Source organism: Microvirga sp. ACRRW, assembly GCF_022346925.1.
Classification (GTDB): Bacteria; Pseudomonadota; Alphaproteobacteria; order Rhizobiales; family Beijerinckiaceae; genus Microvirga.
In genome coordinates this window covers 84,967-108,681 of record NZ_JAKRNJ010000004.1, presented here as the reverse complement: position 1 = coordinate 108,681, position 23,715 = coordinate 84,967, and the positions used below count along the sequence as shown (strand labels likewise).

25 protein-coding genes and 1 tRNA gene are annotated in these 23,715 nt (G+C 61.3%); 13 read left to right on the top strand and 13 right to left on the bottom strand.

Annotated features, from left to right (window positions below):
- Positions 1-608 precede the first annotated feature (608 nt).
- Positions 609-902: a hypothetical protein gene (locus tag MHY87_RS10765; protein WP_370644890.1), complete on the top strand. Its 294-nt coding sequence runs from the start codon at positions 609-611 to the stop codon at positions 900-902.
- Positions 903-1,198: 296 nt separating this feature from the next.
- On the opposite strand, the gene MHY87_RS10760 is transcribed toward MHY87_RS10765, so the two are convergent.
- Positions 1,199-1,288, bottom strand: a tRNA-Ser gene (locus tag MHY87_RS10760).
- Positions 1,289-1,488: 200 nt separating this feature from the next.
- Here MHY87_RS10760 and MHY87_RS10755 point away from each other — a divergent pair.
- Positions 1,489-1,809: a PetM family of cytochrome b6f complex subunit 7 gene (locus MHY87_RS10755; protein WP_239351672.1), complete on the top strand. Its 321-nt coding sequence runs from the start codon at positions 1,489-1,491 to the stop codon at positions 1,807-1,809.
- Positions 1,810-1,925: 116 nt separating this feature from the next.
- Complete coding sequence (msrA, locus tag MHY87_RS10750; RefSeq protein ID WP_239351671.1) at positions 1,926-2,585, top strand: peptide-methionine (S)-S-oxide reductase MsrA; 660 nt, start codon at positions 1,926-1,928, stop codon at positions 2,583-2,585.
- Positions 2,586-2,616: 31 nt separating this feature from the next.
- Here msrA and mepA read toward each other — a convergent pair whose 3' ends face one another.
- Entirely contained in the window at positions 2,617-3,528 is a 912-nt protein-coding gene (gene mepA, locus MHY87_RS10745; protein ID WP_239351670.1) for a penicillin-insensitive murein endopeptidase, read from the bottom strand.
- Positions 3,529-3,630: 102 nt separating this feature from the next.
- Positions 3,631-4,794 (bottom strand): SDR family oxidoreductase, encoded by a 1,164-nt coding sequence (locus MHY87_RS10740; RefSeq protein WP_239351669.1) that lies wholly within the window; start codon positions 4,792-4,794, stop codon positions 3,631-3,633.
- Between the two features lie 222 nt (positions 4,795-5,016).
- Between MHY87_RS10740 and MHY87_RS10735 the strand changes: the two genes are divergently transcribed.
- Positions 5,017-5,427, top strand: a complete 411-nt coding sequence (locus MHY87_RS10735) for a PRC-barrel domain-containing protein (protein WP_239351668.1) — start codon at positions 5,017-5,019, stop codon at positions 5,425-5,427.
- 125 nt (positions 5,428-5,552) lie between these two features.
- Here MHY87_RS10735 and MHY87_RS10730 read toward each other — a convergent pair whose 3' ends face one another.
- Positions 5,553-6,209 carry a hypothetical protein gene (locus MHY87_RS10730; protein ID WP_239351667.1) on the bottom strand — a complete coding sequence of 219 codons (657 nt, stop codon included), beginning with the start codon at positions 6,207-6,209 and terminating at the stop codon, positions 5,553-5,555.
- A 656-nt stretch (positions 6,210-6,865) separates the two neighbouring features.
- Here MHY87_RS10730 and MHY87_RS10725 point away from each other — a divergent pair.
- The 4 genes from MHY87_RS10725 (at position 6,866) to MHY87_RS10710 (ending at position 10,334) form a co-directional block, all read left to right on the top strand.
- Positions 6,866-7,732 (top strand): DMT family transporter, encoded by an 867-nt coding sequence (locus MHY87_RS10725; protein WP_239351666.1) that lies wholly within the window; start codon positions 6,866-6,868, stop codon positions 7,730-7,732.
- Positions 7,729-8,820: an ATP-dependent RecD-like DNA helicase gene (locus MHY87_RS10720; RefSeq protein WP_239351665.1), complete on the top strand. Its 1,092-nt coding sequence runs from the start codon at positions 7,729-7,731 to the stop codon at positions 8,818-8,820. Before MHY87_RS10725 ends, MHY87_RS10720 begins: the two co-directional genes overlap by 4 nt.
- Positions 8,821-8,885: 65 nt before the next feature.
- On the top strand, positions 8,886-9,059 hold the full coding sequence (locus MHY87_RS10715) for a DUF1328 domain-containing protein (protein ID WP_239351664.1): 174 nt from the start codon (positions 8,886-8,888) through the stop codon (positions 9,057-9,059).
- A 186-nt stretch (positions 9,060-9,245) separates the two neighbouring features.
- Entirely contained in the window at positions 9,246-10,334 is a 1,089-nt protein-coding gene (locus MHY87_RS10710; protein ID WP_239351663.1) for a TRAP transporter substrate-binding protein, read from the top strand.
- A 58-nt stretch (positions 10,335-10,392) separates the two neighbouring features.
- On the opposite strand, the gene MHY87_RS10705 is transcribed toward MHY87_RS10710, so the two are convergent.
- Positions 10,393-11,226, bottom strand: coding sequence for a lytic transglycosylase domain-containing protein (locus MHY87_RS10705; RefSeq protein ID WP_239351661.1), 834 nt, complete (start codon positions 11,224-11,226; stop codon positions 10,393-10,395).
- 139 nt (positions 11,227-11,365) lie between these two features.
- Here MHY87_RS10705 and MHY87_RS10700 point away from each other — a divergent pair, with 139 nt between their 5' ends.
- Together MHY87_RS10700 and arsC are read left to right on the top strand one after the other, a co-directional pair.
- The gene (locus tag MHY87_RS10700; protein ID WP_239351659.1) at positions 11,366-12,004 is read left to right on the top strand and encodes a hypothetical protein; all 639 of its coding nucleotides are present in this window, start codon (positions 11,366-11,368) and stop codon (positions 12,002-12,004) included.
- 80 nt (positions 12,005-12,084) lie between these two features.
- Positions 12,085-12,510: an arsenate reductase (glutaredoxin) gene (arsC, locus tag MHY87_RS10695; RefSeq protein ID WP_239351658.1), complete on the top strand. Its 426-nt coding sequence runs from the start codon at positions 12,085-12,087 to the stop codon at positions 12,508-12,510.
- Here arsC and MHY87_RS10690 read toward each other — a convergent pair.
- The 4 genes from MHY87_RS10690 to MHY87_RS10675 form a co-directional block, all read right to left on the bottom strand.
- Positions 12,507-13,742, bottom strand: coding sequence for an MFS transporter (locus tag MHY87_RS10690; RefSeq protein WP_239351657.1), 1,236 nt, complete (start codon positions 13,740-13,742; stop codon positions 12,507-12,509). The two genes, arsC and MHY87_RS10690, sit on opposite strands and share 4 nt — an antisense overlap.
- A gap of 184 nt (positions 13,743-13,926) precedes the next feature.
- On the bottom strand, positions 13,927-14,739 hold the full coding sequence (locus tag MHY87_RS10685; protein ID WP_239351656.1) for a sulfite exporter TauE/SafE family protein: 813 nt from the start codon (positions 14,737-14,739) through the stop codon (positions 13,927-13,929).
- Between the two features lie 12 nt (positions 14,740-14,751).
- A complete protein-coding gene (locus tag MHY87_RS10680) occupies positions 14,752-15,270 on the bottom strand; it encodes a rhodanese family protein (RefSeq protein ID WP_239351655.1) in 519 nt (172 codons plus the stop codon).
- Between the two features lie 21 nt (positions 15,271-15,291).
- Positions 15,292-15,618: a helix-turn-helix transcriptional regulator gene (locus tag MHY87_RS10675; protein WP_239351654.1), complete on the bottom strand. Its 327-nt coding sequence runs from the start codon at positions 15,616-15,618 to the stop codon at positions 15,292-15,294.
- Between the two features lie 84 nt (positions 15,619-15,702).
- Between MHY87_RS10675 and MHY87_RS10670 the strand changes: the two genes are divergently transcribed.
- The 3 genes from MHY87_RS10670 to MHY87_RS10660 all read left to right on the top strand — a co-directional run bounded on the left by MHY87_RS10670 (position 15,703) and on the right by MHY87_RS10660 (position 18,206).
- Complete coding sequence (locus MHY87_RS10670) at positions 15,703-16,575, top strand: MBL fold metallo-hydrolase (protein ID WP_239351653.1); 873 nt, start codon at positions 15,703-15,705, stop codon at positions 16,573-16,575.
- A gap of 157 nt (positions 16,576-16,732) precedes the next feature.
- Positions 16,733-17,179, top strand: coding sequence for a nuclear transport factor 2 family protein (locus MHY87_RS10665; RefSeq protein ID WP_239351652.1), 447 nt, complete (start codon positions 16,733-16,735; stop codon positions 17,177-17,179).
- Positions 17,180-17,300: 121 nt separating this feature from the next.
- The gene (locus MHY87_RS10660) at positions 17,301-18,206 is read left to right on the top strand and encodes an AraC family transcriptional regulator (protein ID WP_239351650.1); all 906 of its coding nucleotides are present in this window, start codon (positions 17,301-17,303) and stop codon (positions 18,204-18,206) included.
- Here MHY87_RS10660 and lepA read toward each other — a convergent pair.
- The 4 genes from lepA to MHY87_RS10640 all read right to left on the bottom strand — a co-directional run bounded on the left by lepA (position 18,178) and on the right by MHY87_RS10640 (position 23,599).
- Positions 18,178-19,983: a translation elongation factor 4 gene (lepA, locus tag MHY87_RS10655; RefSeq protein ID WP_239351648.1), complete on the bottom strand. Its 1,806-nt coding sequence runs from the start codon at positions 19,981-19,983 to the stop codon at positions 18,178-18,180. The two genes, MHY87_RS10660 and lepA, sit on opposite strands and share 29 nt — an antisense overlap.
- 110 nt (positions 19,984-20,093) lie before the next feature.
- On the bottom strand, positions 20,094-21,572 hold the full coding sequence (locus MHY87_RS10650; protein WP_239351646.1) for a SulP family inorganic anion transporter: 1,479 nt from the start codon (positions 21,570-21,572) through the stop codon (positions 20,094-20,096).
- 345 nt (positions 21,573-21,917) lie between these two features.
- Complete coding sequence (locus MHY87_RS10645) at positions 21,918-22,322, bottom strand: hypothetical protein (protein WP_239351644.1); 405 nt, start codon at positions 22,320-22,322, stop codon at positions 21,918-21,920.
- Between the two features lie 200 nt (positions 22,323-22,522).
- The gene (locus tag MHY87_RS10640) at positions 22,523-23,599 is read right to left on the bottom strand and encodes an AraC family transcriptional regulator (protein WP_239351642.1); all 1,077 of its coding nucleotides are present in this window, start codon (positions 23,597-23,599) and stop codon (positions 22,523-22,525) included.
- Positions 23,600-23,715: the final 116 nt, after the last annotated feature.

Genomic DNA, 23,715 nt, shown 5'->3' with positions numbered 1-23,715 from the left:
GCTTTCTAGAGGCGCGGTGATCTCGACCGTAGCTGGAGCAACTATGGCCCTACCGCATCGTCTCTGATGGTCTCCCAACATCGTCATAAGGTTCTCCCGCTCTCTCACGGTATGACCTTGTCGGCATCGTTGAGTTCGCCCTTGCTTAGGCGCCTGTGGCGAAGATTCCATTCGAGGGCAGTAGGGATTTTTCGATGAGTAAAAGCCCGAGCATGAAGTCGTGATTCATCTTCGCCACTTCAGTTCATTCACTAGGTCAGTATGAATGTTGGATCGGCTTCTTGAGAAGTAAATCAGGTTCGCTTCCGGCAAGCTGCAACACAAGCTGCTGTAACCTTTCAGAATGATGTTCACTGGCACTTTCTCGCTGATCGAGATCTTGCGACGGACCTAACAATCCTTAAGGGGTTTGCATCCCATGCCCGGCAGATCATGTGCCCGACGGCATTCAATGCATCTCTAGGAAGCCTGCTTGTTGAGCAGGCGCCGCGTTCGCAAGCCGCAGATATTCGAGAGATTACGGCCCTCACGTGCTCCAAAGGGCGCTATGTTGCAAATCTCGACCGACTTGCAAAAACCACCTCCTCTCTCCCGAACATGTCCACTCCATGAGTTCCTGGGAGCAGGTGCAGTTGTTGCTGCACATCATCAATAACGAAGGCCTTATCAAAGATTCGGATGACCGCTTTGTGCACCTCCATCGCATTCCACTCTTCGCTGTTTGGTCCCAACATCGTGCGACGCCTTGGCCGGAGCTGCTGACCTTCTGGGGAGCAGGCAATCTACAAGTCATCAACCGGACCAAGCATGTCGAGAAATGTGCCAAGGAAGCGGCACAACGCTCAAAGCGGCGGATCGCGGTGCTCTCCTCTCCGAGAGCGATAGAGGAAACGTCATGCTAGCGGTTGGCTCTCTTCGATCGCATCTATCGCCGACCGAACCTTGGCCAAAATTTCGCGCTCGGGTTGACCACTAGCATTGGCTACTCGATCGCGACTGATATTGCGTGCTACGCCACAACCGGACTGGTTGGTTTTCAGGCGGAGAACGGGGGCACAGTTGGAGGCAGAAGGCCGCTGATTGGTCGCAAGAGAGAACTCGTCAGAGAATGGTTGTGCTGAAATTGGCACAAAAGTTCGGACACTTAGGGGAAGGTTCCTGGAAGCAGAAAGCTTAGCGATAGAGGAAGCTTAGTTAATGGCGGAGGGAGCGGGATTCGAACCCGCGATACGGTTTCCCGTATACACACTTTCCAGGCGTGCGCCTTCAACCACTCGGCCACCCCTCCAGCAGGAATCTTCGGCTTTGCAACCTTGTTCGCGGCTTCGCGCGAACTAGATGAGATCCCCCGCATCTCTGCGGAGCGCTCCTGTAGCTCTAAAAAGGTGCAAAAGGCAAGTCCGAACTGAGGAAAGTTTGAGGAGGGTGACTTTGCGGCAGTCCCAAAACGCACTAGATACTCCCTCTCTGTTTAGAGAGGTATCTCCCTTGAAATTCCTGGCGCGTAGTTTGGGGCTTCTGCTGGTTGCGGCCGGCTTCATCGGTCTTGTGATCGATGGAACGCGCTCCATCGTCAATCATGCGGTTTCGTTCGTTTCGATCTCCGACGCTGCCGGCACCTTGGTTCAGGGTGGCCCGATGGGCTTCGAGAGACTGGTTGCCGCGCGTGTCTATCCCTGGCTGTGGGATCCCTTCGTGAGCCAGCTGCTCCTTCTCCCGGCTTCCATCACAGGCTTCATCCTCGGCGCGCTTCTGCTGTGGGCTGGCCAGAAGCCTCTTGAGCCAATCGGCTATCTCGCCGGGCGCTAGAGCATTCTTCGGTGAAGTGGAAGCAGCTCTAAAGGCTTTCACGGCAAGGTGAGAGGCTGTCCCTCCTGCCGGTGCCGTGGAATGCCTACATAAGGCAGGTCACGAGAGAGGCCTCCATGTTCAGCTTCCGCAAACCGCTCACCATTCCCACCCCCGATCAGGCTTTGCCTGGCCGCGCAACGGCGCTTCCCACGGCAGAAACCCACTTCGTCAATGGCCACCCCCTCAAGCCACCCTATCCGGACGGCATGGAGAAGGCGCTGTTTGGGCTCGGCTGCTTCTGGGGCGCCGAGCGCAAGTTCTGGCAGATGGGCGATGGCGTATGGGTGACGGCTGCGGGTTATTCCGCCGGCATCACGCCCAATCCGACCTATGAAGAGGTGTGTTCTGGGATGACGGGGCACAACGAGGTCGTGCTCGTCGTCTACGACCCCAGGAAGACGTCCTACGAGGCTCTGTTAAAGACCTTCTGGGAGAACCACGATCCCACTCAGGGCATGCGCCAGGGCAACGATGTCGGCACGCAGTACCGCTCCGGGATCTACGTGTTCAACGAGGCCCAGCGTAAAGCAGCGGAGGCTTCGAAGGCAGCTTATGCCCAGGCTCTCGCGGAGCGAGGTTTAGACCCCATCACCACTGAGATCCTGGACGCAGGCCCGTTCTATTTCGCTGAAGATTATCACCAGCAATACTTGGCGAAGAATCCGAATGGCTATTGCGGGCTTGGCGGCACGGGCGTGGCCTGCCAGATCGGCACCGGCATCGCAGCCGAGTAGGGCAGAGTGCAGGCGGCGGAAGCCGTCTGCATCACTCAGACACGAGAACGCGTCGGCATTCCTCCGGCAACTGCGCCAGGGTCAGAGGCGGGCGCGGCTTGCCGGGCTTCGGGTGCAGCATCTCCGGTGTAAACCAATGCGCGAGCTCCGCGCCGCATCCATCGCCGCCTGGAGGCGGATCCTGATCGCTGCAGGACGAGTCTCCTGCGGGGCAGGCGAGGCGGATATGGAAATGGTAGTTGTGACCCCATGTGGGACGCACCTTGCTCAACCATCCCCGGTCCTGCCCGGCATCGCGGCAGAGCGCCTTCTTGATCGCTGGATTAACAAAGATGCGTGCAACGCCTTTTTCGGATGCGGCGGCGCGAATGAGGGCCATATGCTGCGGCGTCCAAGTGCCAGGATCCACATCGAGCCAATCGCTGCGCACCATGTTGACGGCGGACATCTCCTCGCGCTCGAGCCGCGACAGGCGGCGGCCGGGCATGGGCGTCAGCCATACATCCGCATCGAGGCCGATCTGGTGCGAGGCATGACCAGTAATCATCGGCCCGCCGCGCGGCTGCGAGATGTCGCCGATGAGCAGGCCGGGCCATCCGTTGACGTCCGGCATGCGAGCGGAAAGCCGCTGCAGCAGCGCGATCAGCTGCGGGTGCCCCCAGTTGCGATTGCGTGACAGGCGCATTACCTGCCAGTTGTCTCCGTCGATGGGGATCGCCGTCGCGCCGGCCACGCAGCCGCGTGCATAGCCGCCGATGGAACGCGCGCGCAGCGAAGCCGGCGCGGTGCTGCGGCCGAAGAGCTCTTTCGCGGCAAGCTTCGGATCGCCGGGGTTCGCCAAAGGCGGCAGGGGCTTTGGGTTCAGCGATCCTTTGTCCTGCGCGATGGCAGGCCCGCAGATGGCGAGAGCCGCGATAAGGATGAGAGAGCGAATCGGCTTCATGTAGGAAGGCTAGCCTGTGTGCGCGAAGTTCGGAACGGCCCGCATGCTGTCATCTTGTCGCCTGGAGGGCCGGATGCGGACCGCATCCGGCCCTCGCAAGCATCAGTGACGCGGCTGTGGACGGCCTTCGTTCTTGCCGCGCTGGCTCATGTGGCCCGGGCCCATGACGCGCTTGTCGTGCCCGTTGCCGGTGCGGCGCATGGCGGGCTGATAGCGCGGCATCGGCCGTTTCGGGCGGCGCGGCCCACGCATGTTGGAGGCGAAGGGGGCCAGCAGCAGGCTTGCCACCGCAGCGCCGATGCCAGCTAGGACGGCAGCCGTCGCGAAGGGATGGAGCTGCGCTTCGAGCAGCAGGCTCGTCTTGCGCGGCTCGCCCGGCAGCGACGAGTACATGTCCCCATCCTCGCGGGCGCGATAGAGATTGTCGCGCATCTGCTTGCGCTCCGGATGATCGGTCGTCTGCGAGCCGTAGCCCGTCCATTCCATCGCCTTGTCCAGCATGCGCGGCGCGACCTTGCCCATGGCGCCGATCACCCATCCGCCGAAGCCGATGGTGAGTTCGCGCCGGTGATGCTCGGCGGCGAACACGATTGCCCTGGCGACCAGGTGCGGGTCGTAGGACGGCGGCGGAACGGCGGTTTCCTTGTCGAGGTAATTGCGGGCATGCTCGACGTAAGGCGTGTCGATGGAGGAGGGCTTGATCAGCGTCACCGAGACGGGTGCGCCCTGTTCCTCCAGCTCCATGCGCAGGCCGTCCGTGAAGCCCTTCACCGCATGCTTGGAGGCTGAGTATTGCGTCTGCAGGATCATGGTGCGCTCTGACAGAACGCTGCCCACATTGATGATGGTGCCGCCCCGATGGCGCAGATGCTCCGCCGCAATGAGCGAGCCGTTGACCACCCCCCAGTAATTCACCTCGAAGAGCTGACGCTGATCCTCCAGGGGGATCTTGTCGAGGCTTCCGTAGAGGGCGACCGCAGCGTCGTTCACCCATGTGTCGAAGCCGCCGAAGGTGTCGATGGCGGTCCGGGCGATCCGCTCCAGATCCTCGCGCTTGCTCACATCCGCCGCGATCGCGATGGCACGGGTGCCGCCCCTGCTGAGCTCGTCGGCGACCTTGCGCAGGGCGTCCTCGTTGCGGGCGGCCAGAACAAGGCCCTTGGCTCCGCGTGACGCGAACATATGCGCTGTCGCGAGGCCGATGCCGCTGGATGCGCCCGTGATGACGACGATCTGCTCTTCGACCGGCTTCTGGCGAACAGGCATGGCGATCTCCTTCGTTGTCTTGGGATCAAAAGAAAGGCTGAGGTCAAAAACGAGGGTCAACGTGACGGTGAACAGCCGGGTTCCTATGGCAGCGCTTGATGCCGCAGGCTGGAGGGAAGGGCCGCAAGTCCTTTGCTGGCTTCAAAAGGCGCAATGCCTTGGCCGGAACGGCTTCTGGAGCCCAGCGTTGCCTTAGACCTTGAAGGTGAAGGGAGTGAAAGAATGGAGACGAGTGTACAGAGCACCGATGTGCGTGAGACCCACAGCCTGATTGCCAGCGACAAGGTGGAAGGAACGCCGGTCCGCCGTTCGGACGGCGAGAAGATCGGAACCATTGAGCGCGTGATGATCGAGAAACGGTCCGGCAAGGTCGCTTATGCGGTCATGAGCTTCGGCGGCTTCATGGGCCTGGGCGAGGAATACTACACGCTTCCCTGGAGTGTCCTGAAGTACAATGTCGAGCTTGATGCCTATGAGCTCAACCTGTCGGAAGATCAGCTCCGTGGCGCGCCCCGCCGCACGGCCGAAGGGCATGATGCCTCATATGATCGCGAGTGGGAGGAGCATGTCCACCGCTACTACAACGCCACCCCCTATTGGGGCGACAGCGATCCTATGAGCACCGGCCGCTGATCTTAGTGCCCCTGATTTCAGGGCCATGCCCAAAAAGAAAATCGCCCGGTTTTCACCGGGCGATTTTTTATGCCCATGCGCCGGTCAGAGAGTGAACCTCTCCCGGCGCATGGGGCATGCTTGGCTTAGCGCTTGCGAGCCTTCGAGGGGCTCTTGCGAGCCGTCGAACGCTTTGCGACCTTGCCGGACTTCTTCGTAGCCGAAGTGCGGCTGGAAGCGGCAGCAGCGCGCTTCGTCGTGGTCTTCTTGGCAGCCGTCTTGCGGGCCGAAGCCTTCACTGCACCGCGGCTTGCGCTGCGAGCGGAGGTCTTGCGAGCCGTGGCCTTGCGGGCCGTCGACGTACGAGCCGTGGACTTGCGAGCTGTCGACTTACGGGCGGTCGACTTTGCTGCCGACTTGGCAGCGGTCTTGCGAGCCGTGGTCTTCTTCGCAGCGGTCTTACGAGCCGTGGTCTTCTTGGCGGCAGACTTCTTGGCCGAGGACTTCACAGCCGACTTGGCGGTGGTCTTCTTGGCAGCGGTCTTGCGAGCCGTGGTCTTCTTCGCAGCCGACTTCACAGCCTTCTTAGCCGTGGTCTTCTTGGCAGCGGTCTTCTTGGCAGTGGTCTTCTTGGCAGCGGTCTTCGTGCCGGCCTTCTTCGTGCTCTTGCGAGCCGAGGAAGTGCTGGCCTTCTTCGCGCTGGTCTTGGAGCTCTTCTTCTTGGCTCCGGTCTTCTTGGTGCGGGTCGCACCGGTGTCACCCGTGAACAGTGCTGTCAGCGGGTTCTTGGTATCTGTCGGCATAGCCGCCTCCTTCAAGGGCCTTCGCGTGCAACCGTCACGCTTGGAAGGCAACGTCGTTATACCAAGCGGGTTCCGATTAACGGAAAGTGTAGAAAGTAGAACTCGCACTTTTTCTGTGGATACTTTCAGCGGAAGAGGCGCCTGAACTTGCACTTTCAGTGCTCGATAGAAGGCGTCTGATGCGACTCGCAGAGTCTCTTCTTCGGACTCTTCAGCATCACTTCGGATCTATCTGAGTAAATTTCAGCGCTACTTGAAAGCCATTTTTCATCAATGACTTACGGGAAGGCTGATGTTGGTCGGCATTCAGTTTCGACTCTGAGGCGCGCGCTGAAAACCCCTTCTTGAAGAGAGGGTTGGATGTGGTTTTGAAGATGCCGTCGAGGCCGCTTTCGAGGGGTGAAATTTTTTTTCGCGCTCAACGCGAAAAAATGCGGCTCGGAGGTGCTCAAGATGCACATCGACATGTCGAGTGACTCAAGAATCACTTCACGTGCGCCCTGACGTAGCGACAAGAGTTAGCCGAGAGCGGAGTCTGAATCGACTCCATCTGCTCATATCCGATGGATGCGCGGCAACCTGCCTCTCGCTCGACTCTTCACGCGGTGCACGATGCGGGTTAAGCGAGGGGATCGAACATTTCCCCGTGGTCCATCTTGCCTCATCGCAATCTCCTCGCCGTCGTCGCCTGGATGAGCGGCGCGCTCCTTGCCTTCTCGGCGACCGCCGTCGCCGTGCGCGCGCTCGCGCCCACCTTCTCGGTGTTTGAAATGCTGGCGGTGCGCAATCTTGCCGGCGTTGCGATCCTGCTTGCCCTGGCGGGGATCAAGCCTGAGCTGCGACCCGGTTTGAAGCCGCGGCGTTTCACGCTGCATCTGACCCGCAACGTTCTGCATTTCGCAGGCACGGATGGCTGGGCCTTCGGCCTCACGCTGCTGCCGCTCGCCACCGTTTTCGCGCTTGAGTTCACGACGCCCGCATGGGTCGCGCTGCTTGCGATTCCGCTGCTTCAGGAGCGGATGACATGGGGGCGTTTCGTCGCCGTCGTGCTGGGTTTCGCAGGGGTTCTCATCATTCTTCGCCCCGGCCTGGAAACCTTGCAGCCAGCCAGTTTCCTAATGTTGGGCGTGGCCTTCGCCTTTGCTCTCGTCGCCATCATGACGAAGAGCCTGACCAAGACCGAGAGCACCTTCTCGATCCTCTTTTTCATGAACCTGCTGCAGCTGCCGATGAACCTCGCCGGTGTCAGCCGAGCGTTCTGGCTCGCCATCGAGCCGCAGCATGTCCTGCCGTTCATCGGCATCTGCGCTGGCGGTCTGCTCGCGCATTATTGCCTGACCAACGCCTATCGTCGCGGAGACGCCACCATGGTCGTGCCGCTCGACTTCATGCGCATCCCGCTGATCGCCATCGTCGGCTGGCAGTTCTATGGTGAGTCGCTCGATCCTTATGTCTTCATCGGCAGCGCCTGCATCGTCGTCGGCCTGCTCTACAGCCTGAACCGCGAGGCGAAAGCATCATGACCTGGTCGCCGCAGCAGGACGCCGCTCTGAAGGCCGTGGCCGATTGGCTTCGGCGCGGGGATCGTCCCGTCTTTCGTCTCTTCGGTTATGCCGGCACCGGCAAGACGACGCTTGCGCGTCACATCGCCGAAGGCGTCGACGGCGAGGTGGCTTTCGGCGCCTATACCGGCAAGGCGGCGCTCGTGTTGCGCAACAAGGGATGCTCGGATGCATCCACCATCCATTCCATGATCTACCGGTCGCGGGAGGGGGATGAGAACGGTCCGCAATTCGTCATCAACCGGCAGAGCCAGGCCGCCAAATCCGACCTCATCGTGATCGACGAATGCTCCATGGTGGACGAGGAACTCGGACGCGATCTCCTGTCCTTCGGCAAGCCGGTTCTCGTGCTCGGCGATCCCGCGCAATTACCGCCCGTGAAAGGCGGCGGCTTCTTCACGGAGGCCGAACCCGACGTGATGCTGACCGAGGTGCACCGGCAGGCCAGGGACAACCCGATCGTCCATCTCTCCCTGATGGTGCGGGAAGGCGGCAGGCTCGAAGTCGGGACCTATGGCGAGAGCCGCATCATCCGCCGCCGCGAGATCGATGCCGCCACCGTGATGGCGGCCGATCAGGTGCTCGTCGGATTGAACAAGACGCGCCGTCTCTACAACACGCGCCTGCGCGAATTGAACGGCTACCGCGACCCGATGCCGGCGGCCGGCGAGAAGCTCGTGTGCCTGCGCAACGACAAGACCAAGGGCCTGCTCAACGGCGGGACCTGGAGCATCCAGGCGCTGCGCGGCATCCGCAATGACTTCCTCCGCATGGATGTGGTGCCCGACGACGATGCGCGCCGCAGATCCGTGGAGGTCGCGGTCCACAAGACTTTCTTCTTGGGCACGGAAGAAGAAGTCGCCTTTGCCCTGCGGCGCGAATCCGACGAGTTCACTTACGGCTATGCGCTGACCGTGCACAAAGCCCAGGGCTCGCAATGGGACGACCTCGTGCTCTTCGACGAGTCTTATGCCTTCCGCGAGCACCGCAGCCGCTGGCTCTATACGGGTCTGACCCGCGCCGCCGACAAGGTCACCGTCGTCATGTGAGGGGAACCTCAGCTTAAGCTCGGCACTTATACGTCAAGCTGAACCGTACTCGACGAGGCTTGTACATGCTGAAATGGGCGCTGATCTTTCTCGTGGTGTCGTTGGTCGCGGGAGCCTTGGGCTTCACGGGCGTTGCTTCCGGCGCCAAGACGATCGCCAAGATCCTATTCGGCCTTTTCCTCCTCGCCTTCATCCTCCTCATTCTTCTGGCCTGGAGCGCAGGCCAGCTCATCTTCTGAACTCCGGCGATAGGCACTGGATAAGGCGAAGCATGCACCCGACGCATGCTTCGCCTGCTTCCGGGGCTCTGCCTCAAACGGCAAAGTTCCTTATGAGAGGCGTTCCTCTTTTTGCGTTTCGATGCGTCTAGTTGAAACTTTGTGTCTCACGAGCGCGTTGAAACCTTCGTTCGTGAGAGAAACGCCATGAAACGCCGCGCCTTCCTCAAGGCTGCCGCCCTGGGTGCAGCAGCAGGAACCATCGCCAAGCCCGCTATCGCCCAATCGAATCCCGAGATCCGCTGGCGTTTGACCTCCGCCTTCCCGAAGTCCCTCGATACGCTCTATGGCGGTGGCGAGACTTTCGCGAAGCTCGTGTCGGAGGCTACCGACGGCAAGTTTCTGATCCAGCCCTTCGCACCGGGCGAGATCGTCGGCACGCCGCAGGCGGCTGATGCGATTGCAGCGGGCACCGTCGAGATGGGCCACACCTGCTCCTACTATTATGTCGGTAAGGATCCGACCTTCGCCATCGGCACCAATCTGCCCTTCGGTATGAACTCACGTCAGACCAATGCCTGGCTCTATCACGGCGGCGGCAACGAGCTGCTCAACGAGTTCTATGCCAAGCACAACATCTACGCGCTTCCCGCCGGAAACACGGGCGCGCAGATGGGCGGCTGGTTCCGCAAAGAGATCAAGACGGTTGACGACCTGAAGGGTCTCAAGATGCGCATCGCGGGTCTCGCCGGTCAGATCGTTGCGAAGCTCGGCGTCATTCCGCAGCAGATCGCGGGCGGCGATCTCTATCCGTCCCTCGAGCGCGGCACCATCGACGCCGCCGAGTGGGTGGCGCCTTACGACGACAACAAGCTCGGTCTGAACAAGGTCGCGCCGTACTACTACTATCCGGGCTTCTGGGAAGGTGGCCCGGCGATCCATATGTTCATCAACCTGCAGAAGTGGAACGAGCTGCCGAAGCCTTATCAGGCGGCCATCCAGGCGGCAGCGGGCTATGTGAATGTGGATACGCAGGCCAAGTACGACGCCAAGAATCCGGCGGGCCTGCGCAGTCTGATCGGCAACGGTGCGCAGCTGCGTCCCTTCTCGCAGGAGATCATGGAAGCCGCCTACAAGGCCGCCAACGAGATCTATGACGACATCTCGTCCAAGAACCCTGACTTCAAGAAAATCTACGACAGCTACAAGGCGTTCCGCGGCGAGGAATATCTCTGGTTCCAGGTGGCTGAATACGCCTACGACAGCTTCATGATCCGCGCCCGCGCTCGCGGCTGATCGAACGCGAAGGATGCATTGAAAAGGGCGGCCTCGGTGCCGCCCTTTTTGCATGGTGTCATTGGCTCGCGAAGGACGATGTGTCGCCGCCGGCGAGCTTGGTGGCGTAGAACGCGATTGTGCGCGCATAGACCTGTGACTTGTTCCAGCCGCGGATGGCTTCGAAATTCGCCGTGCCCGGCTCCCAGCTTCCGCCGCGCGACCAGCCGTGGCCCTTGAGGTAGTTCGCGGTCGATGCCAGCACGTCGGCAGGGCTGTGGAGCAGATCGGCGCGTCCGTCGCCGTCGAAGTCCACGGCGTATTTCACGTAGCTCGATGGCATGAACTGGGTTTGCCCCATTTCGCCAGCCCAGGCGCCGCGCATTTCGCCGGGTGTCAGGTCGCCGTGATCGACGATGCGCAGGGCATCGAAGAGATGCGCCTCGAAGAACTCCGAGCGGCGGCAATCATAGGCGAGCGTTGCGACCGAGCGGATGACAGGCAAGTTGCCCTTCACCGCGCCGAAATCGGTCTCCAGCCCCCAGATCGCGACGAGCACCGGGGCCGGCACGCCGAAGCGCTGCTCAATACGCGAGAGAGTGGCCGCGTGACGTTTGAGCATGTTGGCGCCGCCTTTGAGGCGGGCAGGGGAGACCATGCGTCCGGCAAATTGCTCGAAGCTCTGTTTGAACACGCCCTGGCCGCGATCACGCCGGATAACGCTCTGATCGAAGGTGACACCCGCCAAACCCTGCTGCACGGCGCGTGGTGAGATGCCCTGCGCAATGGCCTCCTGCGATATGTCGCCGAGCCACTTCTCGAAACCCGCCGGATCACGGCATGTGGCTGCCGAAGCGGACCCTGCGGCAAGCAGGAGGGTTGCAATGAATGAAGCGCGCATCACGGCTTTCATGTGTTCTCTCCTGAAATCGTTGAGCTGCTGACGAGTTAGGGCCGGCACGCTGCAACTCAAGACCGCGCCGCGACGTGCAACCCGCTGAGGATTCGAGCGTTGCCATAGGAAGGCCTCATTGATCGCCTTGGGGAGTGCGATGTTCCAAGCCCTTAAAGTGCTGTCGTGCTCCACCGTGTTTGCCGCAGCTTTCTGCACCCTTTCGACGTCGCAAGCCGCCAATGTCCCGCTCGGCCAATCCAACAGTCACTTTGGTTCTTGGCAGGACGCCGTCGAAGCCCGTTTCGATCCGCAATCCGGGAATACTCGCGTGGCGGGGCGTGTCGCCTCGGGAGTGTGCTTCGCTCTGTCCCTGCCGCAGGAATGGCGTGCTCAAACAGGTGAGGCCGGCATCCATCTGAAGGCTGCTTTCTCCCAAGCCGAATTGGAGGTCGGCTTGCGATCCGCTCATGAATTGCGCGGCATGCCGCAGCCCGATCTTGCCAGCCGCGACGCAGCCCTACTGCAGCAAGATTATGAGAACCTCCTCGGACGTCCCGCGCAATCCGTATCGCTGGCCTCCGTCTCCACCGGAGCGATCCGCTGGTCGGCGACTTGGTTCGATGCCTACTTGCCGGCCAACAGCCATGGCATGACCATTGAGACGCTGATTGTGCCCATGTCGAGCGATTGGGTGCTTGAACTCTCCGTAACGCAAGTCGAGGAGCGGGAGCGTTACGAGGCGCTTCTGCAATCGATGTTGGCCGGTCTGCGGGTCCAGCGCGACTCCGATTGCTGAGCGTGAAGCTACGTGTCGCTTGCTATCTGCGCTCATGGAGCGCTATGTCCTCATGAACGGCAAGAGGGATAAAGCAGGCCATGGACGTGATCATCTATCACAATCCGCAATGCGGAACCTCGCGTAATACGCTTGGCCTCATCCGCAACGCAGGCGTTGAGCCGCATGTCATCGAATATCTAAAGACGCCGCCGACGCGTCTGCTGCTGCGCCAGCTGATCGAGCGCATGGGGATGAGCGTTCGCGACGTGATCCGCGAGAAAGGAACACCCTACCACGAACTCGAACTCGACGATCTTTCGCTGAGCGATGACGAATTGCTCGACGCGATGATCGCTCACCCAATCCTCATCAACAGACCCATCGTGGTTACGCCTCTCGGAGTGCGGCTCTGCCGCCCATCTGAGGCCGTGCTCGATATTCTGCCGCCGCAACTGGGCGAGTTTCGTAAGGAAGACGGCGAGCTTGTGGTTGATTCAAGCGGTCGGCGCGCGGCAACAGCTTAAGGGGCTTCTAGCCGTGTGCCGACAGGAACCGTCGGTTCGACCACGAAATTCTCCTTCTCCTCCGTTGGCGGGGCTGCGCGTTGGAGGCTGCGATAGGCGCCCCAGATCGCCATGAGCGCCTGCGCCAGTATGACAATGTAGAGAAGGCCCAGGCGTCCGAACTCCGTCATCGCAAAGCCGGAGATCACCGGGCCGATCACCGAGCCCGCACCTTGCAGGATCAGCAGGCCGCCAGCTGCTGCCACGAACTCTCCGGGCCGGACCATATCGTTCACATGCGCGGTAACGATGCTGTAGGTGGGAATCACGCTGCCGCCGAAGATCGCGACATAGATGAAGACCAGCCAGGCCGGCCCGTCCATCGGGACGAAGTGGATGATTACCAGCAGGATGGCGGCCGCCATGCCCGATGTACCGATGATCACATGGCGTCTGTCCATGCGGTCAGACAGCCAGCCGAGCGGCCATGTGGTCAGAAAACCGCCCAGCGTACCGCAGGCCATGAAGATCGCGATCTGCGCCGTGTTCAATCCGCGTTCCTGTGCCCAAAGAGGGCCGAGTGCAAAGAACGAACTCGTGGTGATGCCGCAGAGCACGGCCGCCACCACGCCGAACGGCGATTGGCGGTAGAGCTGCATAATGTTGATCTTGGTGTCGCTCACCGCGTGGGCGGGAGCAACGGCGCGTGAAAGGGCCGTTGGCACCAGCGAGAGGCAGATGAGAATGGCAACGAAGCAAAAGAGCTGGAAGCTGCCGGGATCGCCAGTAGGCAGAAGCATCTGTCCACTGATGCCCGCGATGAGGCCTGTCATGCCGTAAAGGCTGAGGATCTGCCCGCGTGTCTGAGCTGTGACGGAGGCGTTGAGCCAGCTTTCCACCACGATGAAGAGGCCCGCGAAACAAAAGCCCGTCAGCGCACGGGCTGCGATCCACACCTGAGGATTGACCACAAGGATGTGAAGCAGCGCGGTGCTTGCCGCCACCGCCGCAAGAGCCGCGAAGGTGCGCGTGTGCCCGACCTGCGTGATGACGCGTCCTGCCCAGAGCGAACCGATGACGATGCCTGCCCAGAACGCCGATCCGACGGCGCCGATCTGCGCGGGGGAAAACTGCTCCAGATTGCCCCGCACGCTGAGCAATGTACCCTGCAAGGTATTGCCGATCTGGATGAGGGCATAGCCGAGAAGCAGCGCGAGCAGGGTCGGCAGCACGGAGCGCATGGAGGTAGGCATAGGGTCTCCTGAAGGCGAAGTCGTTCCATGTCTTGAGAGCCCGGTCCGTTCATGACGTGCCAAGCCGCGGCATCAAGTGAATGCCGTGCCGTAAGCCACCGATGGGAGCAGAGCCCTGTGCGTAGGTTGAACTCGGAGCGGAGAGCGAGGTTCCACTATTTCAGAAGCCCCTTCGGCCCAGCGGTCAGTTGAGCGTGGCCGCACTGGCCAGGGAGGTCATTCCACGCAGGATTATGTACCCTCCCACCGCTATGACGAAGACGGCGAAGACCGTGCCGAGTGCCTGTTTGCGATTGGACAACAGACGGCCCAGAACAAGGCCACCCATGCCGCCCAGTATTCCGCCGCCGATGAAGAGCGTGGCGACGGCCCAGTCGACGAGCCCGGAGAAAGCATAGCTGGTAGCGGTGGCTGCGCCGAAAGCCGTGACTGCGACGAGGGAGCTGCCGATCGCAAAGCTGAGCGGCATTCCGGTTGAGAGCATCAACCCGGGCACGATCAGAAAACCGCCGCCGATGCCGAAGAAACCGGAGAGAAGGCCGACCGCGAATCCCGAGCCGAGAAGGGCGGGCAGCATCATGCGCGCGTTAGTTCGTGTCAGGCGAACGGATGGATCGCCCGATCCGCTTTTCCGGCGCAGCATCAGGAACCCGACGATGATCATCAGGAGGCCGAACAACGCAAGGAGTTTCTGGCCGTCGATGGCCTTGGCGACGGTTGATCCTGCCAATGCGCCGACAACGCCCGCCGACGCGAAGACCAGGGCACAGCGCCATTTGACGTTTCCAGCGCGCCAATGCGCGATCATGTTTCCGAAAGCGCTGGCCGAGACGGCGAGCGCGCCGGTTCCGATGGCCACATGCGGCGATGCGATGCCGACCGCATAGACTAGAAGCGGCACGGCGATGATCGAGCCGCCGCCGCCCACGAGGCCGAGCACGAGGCCGACCAGGGCTCCCGATCCGATGGAGGCGATATTGGCGAGCAGCATCGTCATGGCCGTTTCCCTTTATGCAAGAGCTCTGCGGTTCCAAGGCGCGAGTTGCAGCAGGCGCGCCATCGCGCAGGTTCCGCTGACGCCGGCAAAGACGAGACCCGCGCCGACGAAGCCCGAGAGCGCATAGAAACCTGGGTGGACGAAGGTTCCGAGAATGACCCCGAGCGCGACGAGCGAACCCGCCGTGATCTGCACCTGCCGCTGCATTTCGATGGGCTGGCGCTTGTCGTGCGCAACTGGCAATCCGGCTTTCTTCCAAGCCTCGATTCCGCCTTCGAGCACATAGGCGTCGCAAGTGGCTGCAGCCGCTAGCTTGCCGGCATGGGTGGCAGTACGATTGCCGGATCGGCAATGGAAGATCACGGCGTTTGCATTCATGGGGAGCGGACCGTTCAACTGCGACAGCGCCTCGTGCCGAGCGCCTGGAATGCGCTCGCGCGCATGTTCATCGGCCTCGCGCACGTCGATCAGGACGGCACCCTGAGCGATAAGCTCCTTGGCGTTTTGGGGTGAAATGTTGGGAAGGGACATGATAGTTTCTCCTTGATGGGATCAGCGCCGCTTGCCCTGCCGGCAATAGAGACGGTGAAGCTCGGCCATGAGCTGCTCGATCCGGGGATCGGCGATTCGATACCAGAGCGTCTGGCTCTCCCGCCGGAAGGCAAGGATGCCTTCGTCCCGCATCTTGGCGAGGTGCTGAGAAAGAGCTGACTGGCTCAAACCCGAAGCATCGACCAAGGCACCTGCCGTTGCTTCGCCGCACTCCACCAGCTTGCACAGGATCATCAGGCGCCGCTCGTTGCCGAGCGCACGCAGGATATTCGCGACCTCAAGGGCATTCGCCTCGAAGGCTGCGATGTCGAGCTGAGGGAGTGGCATGGCGCATCCTTTAATTTAGATATTGCTAAATTAGATATATCTAATATATTTGTCAAGAACGATTACTCGACAGGAGTTCGGATCATGACTTTCCCCCTCAAGCCCATCATCAAAGCGTTCTTCGACGAGCCCACCAACACCGTGAGCTATCTGGTGGCGGACCCGGCGACCAAGAAGGCCGCCATCGTCGATCCGGTGCTGGACTACGACCATAAGTCCGGCAAGGCGAACATGGCATCGGCGGATGCCATCCTGGAGGCCGCCCGGCAGGAGGGCTATGCCATCGAGTGGGTGCTCGAAACCCATGCCCATGCCGATCACCTTTCCTCCGCCCCCTACATCAAGCTGAAGACCGGCGCGAAGGTGGGCATCGGCGAGCATATTCGCGATGTGCAGAAGATCTTCCGCCCCGTCTTCGATGCGCAGGACGTGTCCGGCGACGGCACGGAATTCGATAGCCTATTCAAGGACGGCGAGCGCTTCACAATCGGCGAAATGGACGTGGATGTCTTCCATGTTCCGGGCCACACGCCCGCCGACGTCGCCTACAAGATCGCGGATGCGATTTTCGTCGGCGACACGCTGTTCATGCCGGATTACGGCACGGCGCGCGCGGACTTCCCCGGCGGCGATGCTCGCACGCTCTACCGCTCGATCCAGAAGCTGCTCACCCTTCCGCCCGAGACGCGGCTCTTCATGTGCCACGATTACAAAGCGCCGGGTCGCGATCATTATGCCTGGGAGACAACGGTCGCCGAGGAGCGCGGCAACGTGCACCTGAAGGACGGCGTGAGCGAGGATGACTTCGTCGCCATGCGCGAAGCGCGCGATGCCAAACTCTCCGCGCCCACGCTCCTTCTGCCCTCTATCCAGGTCAACATCCGCGCCGGACACCTGCCGCCGGCGGATGCAAATGGGGTGCGTTACCTCAAGATCCCGGTGAAGGTTGCGGCCTGACGGAGCTTGGAGGGCCCTGCTTCCCAGTAGGGCCTTGCTCCTCTTGAAGCGATGTCGATGACGTTGAATCGAAGAAAGGTTCTGCAGACCTTTATATCTCGATAGCGGCCCATCCTGAGCTTGCGACAAGCTAGGATTGTCAGGATGGAGAGACGACATGATTCAAGGAGCTATGGAAACCGATGCCTCGTTGCTGATCGAGCGACAGGTCAGGGCCGACCGGAGGGAAGTCGCGGTTCTCGACCTTGCCTTCCAGGCTGCCGTGAAGCGCAATGATGCGGAGGAGATTGATCGTATTCTTCACGCAGATTTCGTTCTCGTTCTCGGCGACGGCACGGTTGTGAGCCGCGAGGAAGTGCTTGCGGAAGCGCGTGAAGAGCACTTCGTCTATGAGCATCAGGATGAGGACGAAGGCACCCAGACCGTGAGAGTCTGGGGCGACACCGCCGTCGTGACGGCCAGGCTCTGGATCAAGGGCTCCGGCAAAAGCGGACCCTTTGAGCGGCGTCTTTGGTTCAGTGACACCTATGTGCGCACGCCTGCCGGTTGGCGTTATGCCTTCGCGCAAGCCTCGCTTCCTTTGCCTGAGGGCATTCAGAATTAACCCTCGTTCTGGCGTCGGCCTTACAGCGGCGCCAGGGCGCCAGCTTCGGCATCCTTGAAATTTGAGGTTGTAACAGCATGTCAATGCAGAACGGTCTTTGTGAAGTGAGAGCGCCTAGCTCGTGTTGACGCGGAACCCGAAAATCCCCCTCGCCAGTTCGCGAGACGTGAAGGATCGGCGCAGCCGCCTCGTCTCGGGAGGCGCTGCATTGGTGGAAGACAGTGCGCTGTCGTTTCTCAATCCCGTCGCGCTCGGGCATTCGTCGGATTATCAGGTCGTAGTGCCCTATTACGGTGCCTTCACCTGGGCGACCGGCCGCTTGTCGACGCTGATGGATGTGAACCGCGTTCTGTTCGTCAGGGCAGGCGAGGATTTCCGGGAAACTCATCCGATCGCCGGAACGGGGCATGCAAGCCTCATCGTCACGCCGAATGTTCAAGTTCTGGAGGAGATGTGCCGAGGCGCACCTGTCGGACGCCATGTTGCCTTTCAGAGCACATCGCAACCGCTCGGCATCAAAGCCCGCCTTCTGACACACAGAATTTTGAACCTTGCCGCGGATGGAGGCGGCGAGGGTTTGGAAGGAGATGAACTGGCTATCGCCGTACTGCAGGATGTGCTCGCGAACAGCATGGATCGGGCTTTGCCGCCTCCAGCCCGCATCGTCAACCAGACTAAGCAGATCCTGAATGCACGCTGCTGCGAGGCCGTGCGCCTTGATGATCTCGCCCGAGAGCTTGGCGTCAGCGGCGTTTACCTGACGCAATCCTTCACCCGGTCGGAAGGGATGCCTCTTTACCGCTACCTGATGCAGTTGAGACTAAGCCGAGCCCTGATCGAACTTCCTCACCGGGATTCGATCACCGATCTCGCGTTGGACCTAGGCTTCTCCAGCCATAGCCATTTCACGGCGGCCTTCAGAGCGAGCTTCGGGCTCACCCCTTCGGAGTTTCGCGCGTCGAGCCTTTCTCAAAGAACAGAGGTGAGCGTCCAGGCGATCAGGTATCCATCTTCAGCGCGGCGATGAAGGCTTCCTGCGGGATGTCGACCTTGCCGAACTGGCGCATGCGCTTCTTGCCTTCCTTCTGCTTGTCGAGCAGCTTGCGCTTACGCGAGGCGTCGCCGCCGTAGCACTTGGCGGTCACGTCCTTGCGGAGTGCGCGGATGGTTTCGCGGGCGATGATCTTGCCGCCGATGGCGGCCTGAACCGGAATCTGGAACATGTGCGGCGGGATCAGCTCTTTCAGCTTTTCGCACATGGCGCGGCCGCGGCCCTCGGCGCGGTCGCGGTGGACCAGCATGGAGAGCGCGTCGACAGGCTCCGCATTGACCAGCACCGACATCTTCACGAGGTCGCCCTCGCGATAATCGGAGATGTGGTAGTCGAAGGAGGCGTAGCCCTTCGAGATCGATTTCAGGCGGTCGTAGAAGTCGAACACCACCTCGTTCAGCGGCAGGTCGTAGACCACCATGGCGCGCTTGCCGACATAGTTCAGGTCGATCTGCACGCCGCGCCGCTCCTGGCAGAGCTTGAGCACGGAGCCGAGATAATCGTCGGGAGTGAGGATCGTGGCGCGGATCCACGGCTCCTCGATAGTCTCGATCTTCATCACGTCCGGCATGTCGGCCGGGTTGTGCAGCTCGATGGTCGAGCCGTCGCGCAGCTTCAGGTGATAGACCACGGACGGCGCGGTGGAGATGAGGTCGAGGTTGAACTCGCGCTCTAGGCGCTCCTGAATGATCTCGAGATGCAAGAGGCCGAGGAAGCCGCAGCGGAAGCCGAAGCCGAGCGCGGCCGACGTTTCCATCTCGTAGGAGAAGCTGGCGTCGTTGAGGCGAAGCTTGCCCATGGCCGCGCGCAGGTTCTCGAACTCGGCGGCGTCCACGGGGAAGAGACCGCAGAACACAACCGGCTGCACAGGCTTGAAGCCCGGAAGCGCCTGCGCCGTGGGCTTGCGGTCGTCGGTAATGGTGTCGCCGACGCGGGTATCGGCCACTTCCTTGATCGAGGCGGTAAAGAAGCCGACCTCGCCCGGGCCGAGGACGGACAGCTCGGTCATCTTCGGATTGAACACGCCGACGCGATCAAGCGAGTAGGACGCGTTCGTTCCCATCATCTTGATGGTCTGGCCCTTCTTCATGGTGCCGTCGATGATGCGCACCAGCACAACCACGCCGAGATAGGCGTCGTACCAGGAATCGACGAGCAGAGCCTTCAAGGGCGCATCCGGGTCGCCCTTCGGCGGCGGCAGCTTGGTGACGATGGCTTCCAGCACGCCCTCGATGTTGAGGCCGCTCTTGGCCGAGACCGGCACGGCTTCGGACGCGTCGATGCCGATCACCTCTTCGATCTGCTCCTTGATCCGGTCCGGATCGGCGGCGGGCAGGTCGATCTTGTTGAGAACGGGCACGATCTCGTGGTTGGCGTCGATGGCCTGATAGACGTTGGCAAGCGTCTGGGCTTCCACGCCCTGAGAGGCGTCCACCACCAGCAGCGAGCCCTCGCAGGCCGCGAGCGAACGCGAGACCTCGTAGGCGAAGTCCACGTGGCCGGGGGTGTCCATGAGGTTCAGGATATAGGTCTTGCCGTCCTGTGCCTTGTATTCCAGGCGCACGGTCTGCGCCTTGATGGTGATGCCGCGCTCGCGCTCGATATCCATGTTGTCGAGCACCTGCTCCGTCATCTCACGGGCGGTGAGCGCCCCCGTGGTCTGGATCAGGCGGTCGGCCAGGGTCGACTTGCCGTGGTCGATATGAGCCACGATGGAGAAGTTGCGGATGTTGTCGAACGTGCGTGCGGTCATCATAAAACTCGGGCGGGCATGAAACCCTGTTGGCCGGGCAATAGCAGCCCGGCCCCATAATGCCAAGGGAAGGCGGTGTCGCGTGGCCGTTTCCGGCCTTTTGCGGCTCTTTAGTGCCCCGAAGCCAGCTTGGCCCCCTCCTTGTTGTGGGTTCCGAGCTTGTCGACCAGGGTGGCGCTGGCCTCATTGAGGCCCACGATCTCCACCGGAATATCGTGGTGGCGGAATTTCAGCACAACCCGGTCGAGGGCGTTGATACCCGTGATATCCCAGAAATGAGAGGCATGGACGTCGATAACGATCTTCTCCAGGCCTTCCTCACGGAAGTCGAAGGCGCTGTGGAAGGCCTCGGCCGTGGCAAAGAAGATCTCGCCGTTCACACGGTAGGTGCGAGTGCCGCCCTCACGCACGGAGGTGACGCCGAAGAACTTGGCGACCTTCCGGGCAAAGAAGATACCGCTCAGGATCACGCCCACCAGCACGCCCTTGGCGAGGTCGTGCGTGAACACCACGACTGCGACGGTGGCCAGCATGACGATGCTGGAGCTTTTCGGGTGGAGGCGCATGGCCAGGATCGAGCCCCATTGAAAGGTGTTGATCGAGACCATGATCATGACCGCGACGAGGGCTGCCATGGGGATCTGACGCACCCAATCGTCCAGCACGAGGATGAGGAAGAGCAGGAAGGAGCCGGCCCAGAAGGTGGAGAGCCGTCCCCGTCCGCCGGAGGAAACGTTGATCACTGACTGGCCGATCATGGCGCAGCCCGCCATGCCGCCGAACAGGCCTGCCACGATATTGGCGAGGCCCTGGCCCGTACATTCCCGGTTCTTCGAGCTGTCCGTGTCCGTCATCTCGTCCACGATGGCGGCAGTCATGAGGGATTCGAGCAGGCCCACCATGGCGAGCGTCAGCGAATAGGGCAGGATGATCTTGATCGTCTCAAGGTTCAACGGAACGTTGGGGAACGCGAAAGCCGGCAAGTCGCTCGGCAACTGGCCCATATCGCCCACGGTGCGCAGATCGAAGCCGAAGTAGATGGAAACTGCCGTGAGCAGCACGATGGTGACCAGGGCCGATGGTACTGCCTTCGTAACCAGTGGCAGCAGATAAATGATGGCAAGCCCCACCGCGACCATGCCGTACATGAGCGGCGGCGCATTGTTGAACTCCGGCAGTTGCGCCATGAAGATCAGGATGGCGAGCGCATTCACGAAGCCTATCACCACGGAACGGGAGACAAAGCGCATGAGGTCGCCGAGGCGCAAAAAGCCTGCTGCGATTTGGAGCGCGCCGGTGAGAAGCGTGGCGGCAAGCAGATACTGCAACCCGTGATCCTTCACGAGCGAACCCATGACGAGCGCCATGGCGCCGGTCGCGGCGGAAATCATGCCGGGGCGTCCGCCCGCGATGGCAGTAATGACCGCGATGCAGAACGAGGCGTAGAGGCCGACCTGTGGGTCGACGCCGGCGATGATCGAGAACGCGATGGCCTCGGGGATGAGCGCGAGGGCGACCACCGTGCCGGCGAGAAGATCAGCACGAACGTTCGGGAACCATTCGGCCTTGAGGCGGGAAAGCTGGATCATGGGGAAATCTCGAGAGCCCTGTCAAAGGCTGCGCAGCCGCAATGGCATGCGGCGGAAATAGTGTCGAAGGCGGATTGAAGGAATTGCTGAGGTTCGCAAGCGCTATCAGCGGGAGCGCTACGGCGGCGTCATTCGCGGCCAAGTCGGGAGATCTGTACGTGTCATGCCCCCTCATAGCAGGCTTCTGCCGTGGGGCAACGAGTAAACACCTGCTCTAGCGAAGCGCGACACTGCCTGCCCGTCAGCAGGGACCGGCAAATGAGGCTGTTCTTCAAGGCTGTCGCCAAAAGCGACAAGCCCAGGCTGATGGAGCCTGGGCTTGTCACTGGAAGGTATGTTGAGAATTTAACGGGCGCACTCAACAGGAACGCGCTCGTTCGTGCCCTGCACGAGCACGGTGCGGCAGGGAACGCCATTGATGACGCGGATTTCATGCGGAGCGGCATTCGGGAAGGCGGAACCCGGTGTGCCGGAGATGGCGCCGCCAGCTGGCGGACTCACGAGAATGCTGCCGGTGGAGCCGGGGTCCATGCCGACCATGCCGGTCGGGACCGCGCATTGTACCGGAATGCGTGCGCCGCTCTCACGATCCAGAACGGTGCGGCACGGGATGCCGTTCACCGTGCGGATTTCATGCGGAGCAGCATTCGGGAAGGGAGAGTTCGGCGTGCCGCTGACCTGTGCTTGCGCGGCGCCGAAAGCGCCAAGCATCAGAAGACCGGTGCCGGCAATCATCGAAAGTGTCTTCACGGAAACCTCCTAGGTTGATGGGAATATGAGCCGCTTTCCATGGGCCGGAGGTTTAACGCCTAACGGCAGGATGGTTTCCCTTTACGAAGTAACGTGAGATTGCGAAGAAAGGTGATCGAGTGGTTGCCTGATCCGCAAAGGCTTGCGAGCGCGCTTCTTCAAGCCTGCGTCAACGGCCAAGCAAGGTTTAGTCTGCCTGTTCAAGAATGCGTGAGATCGGCTACGCCTTGTCGCCAAGCTGCTGCGCCGATTTCATCCTTGCGATGGATGGTCGTTCTCCATGCCCTAGGAGACATTTCCGTGACCCGGCGGAATTCACGATTGAAGTTCGACTTCGTCTGAAATCCGGCCTTGAACATGATCGTCGTGATGGGCTCATCCGTTTCGGTCAGAAGCCGGCAAGCTTCAGCAATCCGATGATCGTTGATGTATTGCGAGACGTTCTTGCCTGTCACACGATTGATTGCACTTGAGATGCGGCGAGCCGGGATCAAGGTCTTGCGGGCGAGACGTTCCAGGCTGAGATCCAGATCCTCGAACGGACGCTTCTCGCGCATCATCCGATCCAGCTTGGCAACGATCATCACATCTTCATCCGCGGGCTCCGCGATGGAATCATCCTCCGCAGCGGATGGCGTATCCGTGCCGGATTGGCTACCGCCCGCAATGGCGGCGGCCAGGCCGAGAACCAGGAGGGCAACCACATTGCCGATCCCCACGGCCATAGCTGCGTAGGCGCCTCCGCTCCAGGTGAGGTCCAATGCCACGATAACTTCGAGCATGGCGGAAAGCAGAAGCATCACCGCCGTCGCCCACAATGCGCTCGATGTGGAAACGGCTCCCTCGAAGGATGCACGGCTGAGCGCATCCGGCCCCTTCCGGGCCAGCCGCGCAAGGGCCAGCCCATAGCCGAGAAAGGTGGCGATGAGCACAAGGTCGATCCCTTCCGGCCATAGAGCCACGAGAAGGAGCACGCAGGCGACGGGAAGCCCATGAAGCCAGATCGCAACTTTACGGTTCAGGTCTTCGTGGACGAGCGCGCGGAAGCACAGCCAAGCCAGGGGGGCGAGCAGGGCCGCGAGTACCGATTGCAATGGCAGGATCCAGGTCCAGCCATAGCCCCATCGCAGCCCGACGATGAGCGACTGCACCGCATAGGCGCTCAGAAGAGCCAGGAACAGGCGACTGGCGCGCGTTTCCAATGGGTGTCGCAGCATCTGGCCCAGGAGGATGAGGAGCAGAAGGGCGACGACGAAGGGCAGGGGGAGAGACAGCATTAGGAGGGCCTTTTCTGAACCTCTTATGGCCTAAAACGCGATTTCGGACGACCTCGATCACGATCGAGGTCGAAAGCTAAGGCCGCAATACGCAGGTTCAGGCGATCCGCGATGGG

What these genes read in the sequence shown, in the direction of transcription:
- MHY87_RS10740 (WP_239351669.1), bottom strand. Translation starts at nt 4,794, where the DNA reads ATGCCTGTTCGCCAGAAGCCGGTCGAAGAGCAGATCGTCGTCATCACG.
- arsC (WP_239351658.1), top strand. Translation starts at nt 12,085, where the DNA reads ATGGACGTGATCATCTATCACAATCCGCAATGCGGAACCTCGCGTAAT.
- MHY87_RS10685 (WP_239351656.1), bottom strand. Translation starts at nt 14,739, where the DNA reads ATGACGATGCTGCTCGCCAATATCGCCTCCATCGGATCGGGAGCCCTG.
- msrA (WP_239351671.1), top strand. Translation starts at nt 1,926, where the DNA reads ATGTTCAGCTTCCGCAAACCGCTCACCATTCCCACCCCCGATCAGGCT.
- mepA (WP_239351670.1), bottom strand. Translation starts at nt 3,528, where the DNA reads ATGAAGCCGATTCGCTCTCTCATCCTTATCGCGGCTCTCGCCATCTGC.
- MHY87_RS10675 (WP_239351654.1), bottom strand. Translation starts at nt 15,618, where the DNA reads ATGCCACTCCCTCAGCTCGACATCGCAGCCTTCGAGGCGAATGCCCTT.
- MHY87_RS10720 (WP_239351665.1), top strand. Translation starts at nt 7,729, where the DNA reads ATGACCTGGTCGCCGCAGCAGGACGCCGCTCTGAAGGCCGTGGCCGAT.
- MHY87_RS10690 (WP_239351657.1), bottom strand. Translation starts at nt 13,742, where the DNA reads ATGCCTACCTCCATGCGCTCCGTGCTGCCGACCCTGCTCGCGCTGCTT.
- MHY87_RS10670 (WP_239351653.1), top strand. Translation starts at nt 15,703, where the DNA reads ATGACTTTCCCCCTCAAGCCCATCATCAAAGCGTTCTTCGACGAGCCC.
- MHY87_RS10700 (WP_239351659.1), top strand. Translation starts at nt 11,366, where the DNA reads ATGTTCCAAGCCCTTAAAGTGCTGTCGTGCTCCACCGTGTTTGCCGCA.
- MHY87_RS10680 (WP_239351655.1), bottom strand. Translation starts at nt 15,270, where the DNA reads ATGTCCCTTCCCAACATTTCACCCCAAAACGCCAAGGAGCTTATCGCT.
- MHY87_RS10765 (WP_370644890.1), top strand. Translation starts at nt 609, where the DNA reads ATGAGTTCCTGGGAGCAGGTGCAGTTGTTGCTGCACATCATCAATAAC.
- MHY87_RS10705 (WP_239351661.1), bottom strand. Translation starts at nt 11,226, where the DNA reads ATGAAAGCCGTGATGCGCGCTTCATTCATTGCAACCCTCCTGCTTGCC.
- MHY87_RS10715 (WP_239351664.1), top strand. Translation starts at nt 8,886, where the DNA reads ATGCTGAAATGGGCGCTGATCTTTCTCGTGGTGTCGTTGGTCGCGGGA.
- lepA (WP_239351648.1), bottom strand. Translation starts at nt 19,983, where the DNA reads ATGACCGCACGCACGTTCGACAACATCCGCAACTTCTCCATCGTGGCT.
- MHY87_RS10710 (WP_239351663.1), top strand. Translation starts at nt 9,246, where the DNA reads ATGAAACGCCGCGCCTTCCTCAAGGCTGCCGCCCTGGGTGCAGCAGCA.
- MHY87_RS10665 (WP_239351652.1), top strand. Translation starts at nt 16,733, where the DNA reads ATGATTCAAGGAGCTATGGAAACCGATGCCTCGTTGCTGATCGAGCGA.
- MHY87_RS10650 (WP_239351646.1), bottom strand. Translation starts at nt 21,572, where the DNA reads ATGATCCAGCTTTCCCGCCTCAAGGCCGAATGGTTCCCGAACGTTCGT.
- MHY87_RS10730 (WP_239351667.1), bottom strand. Translation starts at nt 6,209, where the DNA reads ATGCCGACAGATACCAAGAACCCGCTGACAGCACTGTTCACGGGTGAC.
- MHY87_RS10735 (WP_239351668.1), top strand. Translation starts at nt 5,017, where the DNA reads ATGGAGACGAGTGTACAGAGCACCGATGTGCGTGAGACCCACAGCCTG.
- MHY87_RS10640 (WP_239351642.1), bottom strand. Translation starts at nt 23,599, where the DNA reads ATGCTGTCTCTCCCCCTGCCCTTCGTCGTCGCCCTTCTGCTCCTCATC.